10 protein-coding genes are annotated in these 11,271 nt (G+C 66.9%); 4 read left to right on the top strand and 6 right to left on the bottom strand.

Annotated elements, in window-relative coordinates; translation table 11 throughout:
• Positions 1-109: 109 nt before the first annotated feature.
• Positions 110-1,363 carry a UbiH/UbiF/VisC/COQ6 family ubiquinone biosynthesis hydroxylase gene (locus D7S89_RS08495; RefSeq protein WP_121277161.1) on the bottom strand — a complete coding sequence of 418 codons (1,254 nt, stop codon included), beginning with the start codon at positions 1,361-1,363 and terminating at the stop codon, positions 110-112.
• A 3-nt stretch (positions 1,364-1,366) separates the two neighbouring features.
• A complete protein-coding gene (locus D7S89_RS08490) occupies positions 1,367-2,770 on the bottom strand; it encodes an aminopeptidase P N-terminal domain-containing protein (protein WP_121277374.1) in 1,404 nt (467 codons plus the stop codon).
• 267 nt (positions 2,771-3,037) lie between these two features.
• On the opposite strand from D7S89_RS08490, the gene D7S89_RS08485 reads away from it, so the two are divergent.
• Positions 3,038-3,649, top strand: coding sequence for a glutathione S-transferase family protein (locus D7S89_RS08485; RefSeq protein WP_121277160.1), 612 nt, complete (start codon positions 3,038-3,040; stop codon positions 3,647-3,649).
• Positions 3,650-3,841: 192 nt separating this feature from the next.
• On the opposite strand, the gene D7S89_RS08480 is transcribed toward D7S89_RS08485, so the two are convergent.
• From D7S89_RS08480 to D7S89_RS08470, 3 genes are all read right to left on the bottom strand, one after another.
• A complete protein-coding gene (locus tag D7S89_RS08480) occupies positions 3,842-5,452 on the bottom strand; it encodes an FMN-binding glutamate synthase family protein (protein WP_121277159.1) in 1,611 nt (536 codons plus the stop codon).
• Positions 5,453-5,651: 199 nt separating this feature from the next.
• A complete protein-coding gene (gene mnmA, locus D7S89_RS08475) occupies positions 5,652-6,800 on the bottom strand; it encodes a tRNA 2-thiouridine(34) synthase MnmA (protein WP_121277158.1) in 1,149 nt (382 codons plus the stop codon).
• 4 nt (positions 6,801-6,804) lie between these two features.
• Positions 6,805-7,293 carry an NUDIX hydrolase gene (locus tag D7S89_RS08470; protein ID WP_121277157.1) on the bottom strand — a complete coding sequence of 163 codons (489 nt, stop codon included), beginning with the start codon at positions 7,291-7,293 and terminating at the stop codon, positions 6,805-6,807.
• A gap of 322 nt (positions 7,294-7,615) precedes the next feature.
• Between D7S89_RS08470 and D7S89_RS08465 the strand changes: the two genes are divergently transcribed.
• The 3 genes from D7S89_RS08465 to D7S89_RS08455 are packed head-to-tail and all read left to right on the top strand — an operon-like array spanning position 7,616 to position 10,555.
• The gene (locus D7S89_RS08465; RefSeq protein ID WP_121277156.1) at positions 7,616-8,770 is read left to right on the top strand and encodes a Re/Si-specific NAD(P)(+) transhydrogenase subunit alpha; all 1,155 of its coding nucleotides are present in this window, start codon (positions 7,616-7,618) and stop codon (positions 8,768-8,770) included.
• Positions 8,771-8,782: 12 nt separating this feature from the next.
• Positions 8,783-9,100 (top strand): proton-translocating transhydrogenase family protein, encoded by a 318-nt coding sequence (locus D7S89_RS08460; RefSeq protein ID WP_121277155.1) that lies wholly within the window; start codon positions 8,783-8,785, stop codon positions 9,098-9,100.
• Positions 9,101-10,555, top strand: coding sequence for an NAD(P)(+) transhydrogenase (Re/Si-specific) subunit beta (locus D7S89_RS08455; RefSeq protein ID WP_121277154.1), 1,455 nt, complete (start codon positions 9,101-9,103; stop codon positions 10,553-10,555).
• Here D7S89_RS08455 and D7S89_RS08450 read toward each other — a convergent pair.
• Entirely contained in the window at positions 10,552-11,262 is a 711-nt protein-coding gene (locus D7S89_RS08450; protein ID WP_121277153.1) for a helix-turn-helix transcriptional regulator, read from the bottom strand. The genes D7S89_RS08455 and D7S89_RS08450 overlap by 4 nt on opposite strands.
• Between the last annotated feature and the right edge of the window lie 9 nt (positions 11,263-11,271).

The raw sequence follows: 11,271 nt of genomic DNA, 5'->3' as shown, positions 1-11,271 counted from the left end.
CCGAAAGCGCTCTTTGCAGCGGTTAGTCCGGCGATTGATGGGGCTTGATGGACTGGCGCAAGATGCGGACGGCGGGCCGCCCCGGGGCGCGGCCCGTCCTCCAGAGCCCTCAGCGGCGCTGGCCGAACATCATTTGACGCGCCAGTGCCGTCTTCGCGGGCGGCACACATTCGAGCGCCGTCAGCGCGAGGCCGCGTAGCGCGGCGAGGGGGCCGAACTCGACCGTGAACGCGCGCGCGAGCGCATCGGTCGCACGGATCGTCAGACGCCGATCGAGCGCGCGGCGTGCCGCGAAAGCCGCCAGGGCGTCCGGCGTGGCGCCGTGGTGAGCGAGCGCATCGGCGAGGGCATGCGCATCGCGCAAGCCCAGGTTCATGCCTTGACCCGCGACGGGGTGCAGTGTTTGCGCGGCATTGCCGATCGCCGCGATGCGTCCGTCGACGAGCTTTTTTTCGGCCGCGAGCCCGAGCGGGAACGCGGCCCGGCCCCGAATCGATTCGAAGCGGCCCATGCGTTCGCCAAAGGCGGCGCCGAGCTCGGTCAGCAGCGCCGCATCGGACAGCGGGGCGCGCCGCGCCGCCTGTTCGGGCGACATGCACCAGACGAGCGCGTAGTCGGCCTGGCGCACGCCGCCCATCGGCAGCAGCGCGATCGGGCCTTCGCGGGTGAAGCGCTCCCACGCGACATGCGGCTGGGGTGCCGACACCGTCACCGTGCCGACGATGGCCGTCTGGCCGTAATCGCGCAGATGGCGGCGGTCGTGGGTTTGGCTACCGGTCTCATCGTTCGCTTCGGTTTTCGCTCCGCCGTCCTTGATTCGACGCGGATCGCCGTACAGACCGCCTTCGGCATTGACGAGAATGCGCGTGCGCAGCGTGCGCCGCACGTGCGCGCTCTCGATCGGCAGGCACACGGCGCTGCCGCCGGGCTCGGCCTGCGGCGCGAGGGCCGCCGTCGAGGTGAGCCAATGTATCGGCGTGCGTCGCACGGCATGCGCGAGCGCCTGCACGATCGAGCCGTAGCGTGCGACGTAGCCGAGTGCCGGCAAGTCGTGCTCGTCGCGCTCGATCAACGTGCGGCCGAAATGGCCGCGTTGCGAGACGTGGATGCGTTCGATCGCCGTGGCATCAAGGGGCCATGCCGAAAGCGGCTCGAGCAGCATGCGGCTGCCCTGCGAGACGGCGATCGCGCGCGGGTCGCCGGCGTGCGCGTCGGGCTCGCGCGCATCGATCAGTGCGACCGACAACTGCGCCGTGCCGCTACGCCGCGCGAGCCAGGCGGCCAGCGCAAGGCCCACGGGTCCGGCGCCGACGATCGTCACGTCGAAGTCGAACGGGGCGGAGGAAGACTGAATGTTGCTCATTGATCAGACCGGCACGGCATCGGGGCGGGCTTCGCGCATCAGCGCTTCGATCGCGTCGGCTTCGACGGGCACGTCGCGCGTGATCAACTCGCAGCCCGTGGCGGTGACGATCGCGTCGTCCTCGATGCGGATGCCGATGTCCCAATAGCGCTCAGGCACGTCTTCGGCCGCGCGTACGTATAGGCCCGGCTCGATCGTCAGCGTCATGGCCGGGTGCAGCACGCGCCACGGCAGGGCGCCGTTCCCGTCGCGCTCGCCTTGGCGCTCGCGGTAGTCGCCGCAATCGTGCACGTCCATGCCGAGCCAGTGACCGGTGCGGTGCATGTAGAAGCGGCTGTATGCGCGCTCGGCGATCACGTCGTCGACCGACGAAAAACGCTCGCGTGCAATGATGCCCGTATCGAGCAGGCCCTGCGCAAGCACGCGCACGGCGGCGTCGTGCGGCGCCTCGAAGCTCACGCCGGGACGCGTCGCTTCGACGGCCGCCTGCTGCGCGGCAAGCACGATGTCGTACAGCTCGCGCTGCGCGGGCGAATAGCGCCCGTTGGCCGGAAAGGTCCGTGTGATGTCGGCCGCATAGCCGTCGAGCTCGCACGCCGCATCGATGAGGATCAGGTCGCCCTCGCGCAGGCGCGCATTGCCGGCCGGGTAGTGCAGCACACAAGCGTTGGCGCCGGCCGCGACGATCGAGCCGTAGGCAGGCGCCTGCGCGCCATGGCGCCGGAAGGTGTAGAGCAGCTCGGCCTCGAGCTCGTACTCGCGCATACCCAGACGGCATGCCCGCATCGCGCGCAAGTGCGCCTCGGCCGAAATGCGGGCGGCGCGGCGCATCACTCCGAGTTCGTGTTCATCCTTGAAGAGCCGCATGTCGTCGAGCAGCGGCGTCAGGTCGGCGAGCGTGGCGGGCGGGGCCACGCCGCTGCGGCCTTGCGCACGCACGGCGTCGAGCCAGCGTCGCACCTGGCCGTCGAGCTCGGCCGAGTGGCCAAAGCCATAGTGCAGCGTCCGGGCGTCGGCGAGCAGCCGCGGCATCTCGGCATCGAGTGCGTCGACCGGAAATGCCGCATCGAAGCCGAACGCTTCGCGCGCCGCATCGGGGCCGTAGTGAAAGCCTTCCCAGGTCTCGCGCTCGGCGTTCTTCGGGCGGCAGAACAGCAGTGCCGCGGGCTGGCCATCCTGGGCGCTCGCATCGAGCACGAGCGTCGCCTGCGGCTCGGTGAAGCCGGTCAGGTAGTAGAAATAGCTGTCGTGACGATACGGGTAGTCGGCATCGCGGTTGCGCGACACCTCGGGCGCCGTCGGCACGATGGCGAGGCCGCCGCCCGCGGCACGCAGCGCGGCGAGCACGCGCTCGCGGCGGGCGTGATAGACGGAGACGGCGATGGGGGATTCGGTCGGCGGATTCATCGTGCGATTGTAGCGCCCAATCGGCTGCCGTTCCTGGAGGTGCACGAGCACGGGGCGCTTGCGGCCTGTTGCATTCCGCCGACAGACGCCCATCGGCCGATCGGCGCCGATATGACGGCGTTGCAGTGCGCCGTTATGATCGTCGGCAACGTATACTCTTTCACGCGCTTTAAAGGGCCCCCGCCCATCGCCGCGCGGCTGGCCCCGCATCAGACAGGGGTCGAAGGCAGCAGGGGCGGCCCCGGCGTTTTCTTGAGAGAAAGGCAGATGATCAAATTAATCGGTTCGCTCGCGAGCCCGTTCGTGCGCAAGGCACGGATCGTGCTCTCCGAAAAGAAGATCGACTATCAGTTGGTGCTCGAGGATGTCTGGTCACCGGATACCACCATTCATACCTTCAATCCGATCGGCAAGGTGCCGTGTCTCGTCATGGAAGACGGTGAGGCAGTGTTCGATTCGCGCGTCATCTGCGAATACGTCGACACGCTCTCGCCGGTCGGCAAGCTGATTCCGCAATCGGGGCGCGAGCGCGTCGAGGTGCGTTGCTGGGAAGCGCTCGCCGACGGCATGCTCGATGCGGCCGTGCTGATCCGCCTCGAAAGCACGCAGCGTGCGGAAGGGGTGCGCAGCGACGCCTGGGTCGCGCACCAGCAGCGCAAGATCGACGAGGGCCTTGTCGCGATGTCGCAAGGGCTCGGTACCAAGCCCTGGTGCGCGAACAACCATTACTCGCTGGCGGACATCGCCGTGGGGTGCGCGCTCGGTTACCTCGACTTCCGCATGCCGCAATTGAATTGGCGCGAAGACCATCCGAATCTCGAGAAGCATTTCGCGAAGCTTTCGCAACGCCCGTCATTCGTCGACACTACCCCCGCCTGACGTATCGGGTGCGGCAGGCTCCGCTCATTAGACGGAGGCAGCCATGCCCGATCCCCTCGATGCCGTTCCCCGTCGCGCACGCGTCCCGCAAGGCACGCGTGCGGCCGTGCTCGGCGAGTGCTTCGGTGCACGCGCCGGCCTCGGCTTTCTACTGATGAATGCGCTGGACCGTAACCGGTTCGGATCGCGCTATTACACCGCGGGCGTGGTCTCCTTGGGCGCGAACGAGTCGCCGCGCGCGAGCGGCCACCACTTCTCATACAGCGAATAGCGGTAGTGGCCGTTGATGAGGTCGTTCGGCTCCAGGTACTTGAGCAGATCGGACATCAACCGCACCTCATGGGACGACACACGCCGCACGATGTGGTGCGCGCGCAGCTGTTGCGGATGCTCGAGGCCGGCTGCCTGCACGATCTCGCGCAGCGCGTGCAGCGTGTTGTGATGGAAATTGAACACGCGATCGGCCTTGTCGGGCACGACGAGCGCGCGCTGACGGACCGGGTCTTGCGTGGCGACGCCGGTCGGGCAGCGCCCCGTATGGCAGGTCTGCGCCTGGATGCAGCCGACGGCGAACATGAAGCCGCGCGCCGAGTTGACCCAGTCTGCGCCGATCGCGAGCGTGCGCGCGATGTCGAACGCCGTGATGATCTTGCCGCTCGCGCCGATGCGGATCTTCTCGCGCAGGCCGATGCCGACGAGCGTGTTGTGTACGAGCAGCAGCCCTTCCTGCAGCGGCACGCCGATGTGATCGGTGAATTCGAGCGGTGCGGCACCCGTGCCGCCCTCGGCGCCGTCGACGACGATGAAGTCGGGCAGGATGCCGGTCTCGAGCATTGCCTTGGCAATGCCGAAAAACTCCCACGGATGGCCGATGCACAGCTTGAAGCCGGTCGGCTTGCCGCCCGAGAGCGTGCGCAGCCGGTCGACGAATTCGAGCAGGCCTTGCGGCGTCGAGAATTCGCTGTGCGCGGCCGGCGAAATGCAGTCGCGGCCCATCGGCACGCCGCGCGCCTCAGAGATTTCGGGCGTGACCTTGGCCGCGGGCAGCACGCCGCCGTGGCCGGGCTTGGCGCCTTGCGATAACTTCACCTCGATCATCTTCACCTGCGGCTCGCGCGCCTGCTTCGCGAACTTCTCGGGGTTGAACGTGCCGTCGTCGTTGCGGCAGCCGAAGTAGCCCGAAGCGATTTCCCAGATCACGTCGCCGCCGTGCTCGCGGTGGTGCTTCGACATCGAGCCTTCACCGGTGTCGTGCGCGAAGCCGCCTTTTTTCGCGCCGAGATTGAGCGATCGGATCGCGTTGGCCGACAGCGCGCCGAAGCTCATCGCCGAAATGTTGAAGATCGACATCGAGTACGGCTGCGCGCGCTCGGGGCCGACGACGATGCGGAAGTCGTGCGTCTTGAGCTGGGTGGGCGCGAGCGAATGGCTGATCCACTCGTGCGCGACGGCCTTGACGTCGAGCTCGGTGCCGTACGGGCGGCTGTCCGGCTCGTTCTTGGCGCGCTGATAGACGATCGTGCGCTGGGCACGCGAAAACGGCTTCTCCTCGGTGTCGTCCTCGACGAAGTACTGGCGGATCTCGGGGCGGATGAATTCGAGGAAAAAGCGCAGATGGCCGGCGATCGGATAGTTGCGCAGGATGCTATGGCGCCGCTGGCGCAAGTCGTATAGGCCGAGCGCGACGAGTGCGAGCGGGGCGGCGAGCCACCACCAGGCAATGACATGGCGCGCGGCAAGCGATGCGCAGGATGCGGCCGCGAGTACGGCCAACCAGATCGCGAAGTAGCGTCGGGAAAACATCGGGGACAACCTCCAGGGCGGCAAGCGCCGGGAAGGCGTGGGCGACTGCCGTGAGCTAAAAGATGCGCAAGTTTAATCGCAATGCGTGAACGGCGGCTTTAGATAGGGTGCAATCGCAACCGCACGCGCCGCGCTCGGCCGGTCGTCTCAGGAAGTAGGGCGGTCACTCGGGTCGTGGAGGTCGCGCCCTCCTACCGCGTCAGCCCGTGTGCACGAGCGTCGCAGCCTGGCTCGGCACCGCTTCGCCCGCCGCTGCCGCTTCGATGATGCCGCCGCCGAGGCACACGTCGCCGTCGTACAACACGGCCGACTGGCCCGGCGTCACGGCCCACTGCGGCACATCGAACGCGAGCTCGAAACGCGCTTCGTCGTCGGGGCCGGCAGCGAACGTGCCGAACCTGCAGGCGCTATCGGCCTGCCGATAACGCGTCTTGGCGCCGCAATGCGTGCCGGGCTCGGGCGCGGCGCCCGCCACCCAGCTCGTGTTGCCGGCCACCAGTGTGCGCGAGAGCAGCCATGGATGATCGTGGCCTTGCACCACATACAGCGTGTTGGCGGCCATATCTTTGCGCGCCACGAACCACGGCTCGCCGCTGCCGCTCTTGCTGCCGCCGAGGCCGATGCCCTTGCGCTGGCCGAACGTGTAGAACGCGAGGCCGATGTGCTCGCCGACCACCTTGCCGTCGGGCGTCTTCATCGGGCCTGGGCGGGTGGGCAGGTAGCGGTTCAGAAAATCGCGGAACGGCCGCTCGCCGATGAAGCAGATGCCGGTCGAGTCCTTCTTCTTCGCGTTCGGCAGACCGATTTGCTCGGCGATCGCGCGTACTTGCGTCTTCGGGATCTCGCCGAGCGGAAAGCGCGTCTTGGACAGCTGCGCCTGATTCAAGCGATGCAGGAAGTACGACTGGTCCTTCGTGTGGTCCTTCGCCTTGAGCAGCTCGAAGCGCCCGTCGACTTCGCGCACGCGCGCGTAGTGGCCCGTTGCGATCGTGTCGGCGCCCAGCGACATCGCGTGGTCGAGAAACGCCTTGAACTTGATCTCGGCGTTGCACAGCACGTCGGGGTTCGGCGTGCGGCCGGCCGAGTATTCGCGCAGAAACTCGGCGAAGACGCGGTCCTTGTATTCGGCCGCGAAATTGACGGCTTCGACGTCGATGCCGATCAGATCGGCGACGGAGACGACGTCGATCCAGTCCTGCCGCGTCGAGCAGTACTCGCCGTCGTCATCGTCTTCCCAGTTCTTCATGAACAGGCCGACCACGTCGTAGCCTTCCTGCTTGAGCAGCCAGGCCGTCACCGACGAATCGACGCCGCCCGACATCCCGACCACCACTCTTTGCTTGCTCATTGAATCAACTATCCGTTTGGGCTGGCCCGACCGAATGCGTGTGCACGAAGTCGAGCGGAAAACGCCGGCCCGCGAGGTAGTCCTCGACCGAGCGCAACACGAGCGGCGTGCGATGGCGCGCCTGACAGGCGCGCAGCTCGTCGGCCGTGAGCCACAGCGTGCGCACGATGCCGGCGTCGAGCGCGCGTGCGTCATGCGCTTGCCCGATCGTGCCGCAGAAGGTGAAGCGCAGATACGTCGCACCCATCCCCTCGGCCTGGTCGATGTGCGTCATGTAGACGCCGACGAGGGCCTCGGGCGAGAACGCGCGCGCCGTTTCCTCCAGCGTCTCGCGCCTGGCGGCATCGACGAGCGTTTCGCCGGCCTCCAGATGGCCGGCCGGCTGATTGATGCGCAGGCCGTCGGGCGTGTGCTCCTCGACGACGAGAAAGCGCCCGTCGCGCTCGATGACGGCCGCGACCGTAACGTGCGGGCTCCAGCGTTCCTGTTTCATAAGGGTGCATTTTACCGTTTGCCGCAACAAGCCGCCGGGCGAGCGCCGACGGGTACGCCGACATGCCGCGCGTACCGGTCCGTAGGCCGTCTGTCGACCGTCTTGCTACCCGAGTAGAGGGCTTGCTCCTGATCGGCGCCTCTTTTCGTCGCATCGCACAACTTCGGTTAAAGTGTCGCTTCGGTGTGCCGCGGCCTCGCGGCGCCCACCCCCAGCCGTAGCACCGGAAATGCCGTGAATCTAGTCAGATGATGGAGCCGGCGTGCAACGTCGGACCGTCTTCGCTTCGCTTCAACAACGAGAAGGTGAGGAGGATTCGACGATGCACATCGGAGTGCCAGCCGAGACGCGCACGCATGAGGCCCGCGTCGCCGCGACGCCCGAGACGGTCAAGAAATACGTCGGCAGCGGGCATCGCGTCACCGTCGAGCGCGGTGCGGGCGGTGCCGCGAGCTTTCCCGACGAGCAATTCGCCGCCGTGGGCGCCGAACTCGTCGATGCGGCCACGGCGCTAGGCGCCGAGCTCGTTCTCAAAGTCCAATCCCCCAACGAAACCGAACTGGCGCAGATGAAGCGCGGGGCGGTGCTCGTCGGCATGCTCGATCCGTTCAATGCCGACAACGCCGCACGCCTGGCCAGCGCGGGCGTGACCGCGTTCGCGCTCGAAGCCGCGCCGCGCACGACGCGCGCACAAAGTCTCGATGTGCTTTCTTCGCAGGCCAACATCGCCGGCTACAAGGCCGTGCTGCTCGCGGCCGATCTCTATCCGCGCTTCATGCCGATGTTGATGACGGCCGCCGGCACCGTGAAAGCCGCGCGCGTGCTCATCCTCGGCGCCGGTGTCGCGGGCCTGCAGGCGATCGCGACGGCGCGGCGCCTGGGGGCCGTCATCGAGGCGTCCGATGTGCGGCCGGCCGTCAAGGAGCAGATCGAATCGCTAGGCGGGAAGTTCATCGACGTGCCCTACGAGACGGACGAGGAGCGCGAGGCTGCCGAAGGCGTCGGCGGCTATGCGCGGCCGATGCCGGCGAGCTGGCTCGCCCGTCAGGCCTTGCAGGTGAACGAACGCGCGAAGCAGGCCGACATCGTCATCACGACGGCGCTGATCCCCGGCCGCGATGCGCCTACGCTGCTGTCGGAGCTGGCCGTGCAGGCGATGCGGCCCGGCTCGGTCATCATCGATCTGGCCGCGGGACGCGGAGCCGAGCTCGCGGGGCAGCCTGGCGTGCGTGGCGGCAACTGTCCGCTGACCGAGCCTGACAAGGTCGTCGTCAAGCATGGCGTGACGATCGTCGGACATACGAATCTGCCGGCGATGGTCGCGGCCGACGCGTCGTCGCTGTATGCGCGCAACCTGCTCGACTTCCTCAAGCTCATCGTGACGAAGGAGGGCGCCTTGAACATCGACATGACCGACGACATCGTTGCGGCGACGCTGCTCGCGCGCGACGGAGCCGTCGCACGCAAAGCAGCCTAACGGGAGAGCGCGATGGAAATCATCAACCATACGGTGATCAACCTCATCATCTTCGTGCTGGCCGTCTACGTCGGCTATCACGTCGTCTGGAACGTCACGCCCGCGCTGCATACGCCGCTGATGGCCGTGACCAATGCGATCTCGGCGATCGTCATCGTCGGCGCAATGCTCGCGACCGGGCTGACCAATGGCGGGCCGGGCAAGTTCTTCGGCACGTTTGCCGTGCTGCTAGCGGCCGTCAACGTGTTCGGCGGCTTTCTCGTGACGCGCCGCATGCTCGAGATGTTCAAGAAGAAAGAGCCGAAGCAGACGAAGAAGGAGGGCGCGTAAATGAGCATGAACGTCGTTACGCTGCTGTATCTCGTCGCGTCGGTGTGCTTCATTCAGGCGCTCAAGGGGCTGTCCAGCCCGAAAAGCGCGCGTGCCGGCAACGTCTTCGGCATGGTCGGCATGGCGATCGCGATCCTCACGACCGTCTCGCTGATCGTCAAGCAGGCGTCGGCGCTGGGCTCGAGTCTCGGGCTGGGCCTCGCTCTGTTGTTCGCCGCGCTCGTCGTCGGTGGGGCGATCGGTGCGTTCGTGGCTGCGCGCGTCGAGATGACCAAGATGCCCGAGCTCGTGGCCGCGATGCACTCGCTGATCGGTCTCGCGGCGGTGGCGATCGCTTATGCGGTTGTCTATGAGCCGGCCGCATTCGGGCTCATTCCCGAAGACGCGCCCTATGAAAACTTCCTGCCGTACGGCAACCGCGTCGAGCTGTTCATCGGTACCGTCGTCGGCGCCATCACGTTCTCGGGGTCGGTGATCGCGTTCGGCAAGCTCTCGGGCAAGTACAAGTTCCGCTTGTTCCAGGGCGCACCCGTCGTCTATCCGGGCCAGCATCTGATCAACCTGATGCTCGCGCTCGGCATGCTCGGCTTCGGCGTGATCTTTTTCCTCACGCAGTCGTGGCTGCCCTTCATCATCATGACGCTCATCGCGTTCGCGCTCGGTGTGCTCATCATCATCCCGATCGGCGGCGCGGATATGCCGGTCGTGGTGTCGATGCTGAACTCGTACTCGGGTTGGGCCGCGGCCGGTATCGGCTTCTCGCTGAACAACGCGATGCTGATCATCGCAGGTTCGCTCGTCGGCTCGTCCGGTGCGATCCTCTCGTACATCATGTGCCACGCGATGAATCGCTCGTTCTTCAACGTGCTGCTGGGCGGCTTCGGTGCCGAGCCGGGCGCGCAAGCGGCGGGCGGCGCGGGCGAGCAGCGGCCCGTGAAGTCGGGCTCGGCCGAGGACGCCGCGTTCATGCTCGGCAATGCCGAGAGCGTCGTCATCGTGCCTGGCTACGGGTTGGCGGTGGCGCGCGCCCAGCATGCGTTGAAGGAGCTCACCGACAAGCTGGTCGAGAAGGGCGTCGACGTGCGTTATGCGATCCACCCCGTCGCGGGCCGCATGCCGGGGCACATGAATGTGCTGCTTGCCGAAGCCGAAGTGCCGTACGACCTCGTCTTCGAGATGGAGGACATCAACAACGAGTTCGGGAGAACCGATGTCGTGCTCGTGCTAGGGGCCAACGACGTCGTCAATCCAGCCGCGAAGACCGACCCGAAATCGCCGATCGCCGGCATGCCGATCATCGAGGCCTACAAGGCGCGCACCGTCATCGTCAACAAGCGCTCGATGGCGGCCGGCTACGCGGGCCTCGACAACGAGCTGTTCTACATGGACAAGACGATGATGGTCTTCGGTGACGCGAAGAAGGTCATCGAGGATATGGTCAAGACCGTCGATTAGGATGGCTGCGCGCGGGAGCCCCGGTTCGACGGGGCTTGCACGCGCCGCAGGTAGTCGGCCAGGCGGCGGCCTTCCCTATCGGGAAACGGCTCGTGCGGCGTCACGTGCGTCATGCGCGCGATGTCGAAGTTGCGAAAATCCGAGCGCAGCTCGCACCAGGCACCGACTGTCCAACGTCCTCCCCAGTACACGAGGCTCAGCGGCCAGATGCGCCGCTCCGTCTGCGCGCCGACCCGATCGCAGTAGGCGAAGCTCACGACGTGGTGCGTATCGACGGCGCGATGCAGCGCATCGACGTTTTCCGAGAATTGCCGGTCGACATGGAACGACGGCGCGAACACGGCAAGGCGCTCGAGCGTGGCGCGCTTGTCGGCCGGCATGGCCGAGGCGATTTTGGCGAGCGCCGAGCGGGCACCGCCCGCCAGACCCGCGCCGCCCCATGTTTCGATCATGCGCGCACCGGCTGCCAGCGCCGTCAGCTCGTCGGCCGTGAACGTGAGCGGAGGCAGACTGGCCGAGCGGCTCAAACGATAGCCGATCCCCGCTTCGCCTTCGATCGGCACGCCCGAAAGCTGCAAGTCGCGCACGTCGCGATAGACCGTGCGCGGCGATACGCTGAGCCATTCGGCCAGCTGCTGCGCGGTGGTCAGGCGCCTGCCGCGCAGCAGTTCGGCGATTTGGAAGAGGCGATCGGCGCGACGGGGCATGGCAAGGAT

The organism is Trinickia fusca, assembly GCF_003628145.1.
In the GTDB taxonomy this organism is placed as follows: domain Bacteria; phylum Pseudomonadota; class Gammaproteobacteria; order Burkholderiales; family Burkholderiaceae; genus Trinickia; species Trinickia fusca.
This window is presented reverse-complemented; position numbering and strand designations above follow the sequence as displayed.

Coding starts and splice junctions, on each gene's coding strand:
- D7S89_RS08495 (WP_121277161.1), bottom strand. CDS start 1,363: ATGAGCAACATTCAGTCTTCCTCCGCCCCGTTCGACTTCGACGTGACG.
- D7S89_RS08490 (WP_121277374.1), bottom strand. CDS start 2,770: ATGAATCCGCCGACCGAATCCCCCATCGCCGTCTCCGTCTATCACGCC.
- D7S89_RS08485 (WP_121277160.1), top strand. CDS start 3,038: ATGATCAAATTAATCGGTTCGCTCGCGAGCCCGTTCGTGCGCAAGGCA.
- D7S89_RS08480 (WP_121277159.1), bottom strand. CDS start 5,452: ATGTTTTCCCGACGCTACTTCGCGATCTGGTTGGCCGTACTCGCGGCC.
- mnmA (WP_121277158.1), bottom strand. CDS start 6,800: ATGAGCAAGCAAAGAGTGGTGGTCGGGATGTCGGGCGGCGTCGATTCG.
- D7S89_RS08470 (WP_121277157.1), bottom strand. CDS start 7,293: ATGAAACAGGAACGCTGGAGCCCGCACGTTACGGTCGCGGCCGTCATC.
- D7S89_RS08465 (WP_121277156.1), top strand. CDS start 7,616: ATGCACATCGGAGTGCCAGCCGAGACGCGCACGCATGAGGCCCGCGTC.
- D7S89_RS08460 (WP_121277155.1), top strand. CDS start 8,783: ATGGAAATCATCAACCATACGGTGATCAACCTCATCATCTTCGTGCTG.
- D7S89_RS08455 (WP_121277154.1), top strand. CDS start 9,101: ATGAGCATGAACGTCGTTACGCTGCTGTATCTCGTCGCGTCGGTGTGC.
- D7S89_RS08450 (WP_121277153.1), bottom strand. CDS start 11,262: ATGCCCCGTCGCGCCGATCGCCTCTTCCAAATCGCCGAACTGCTGCGC.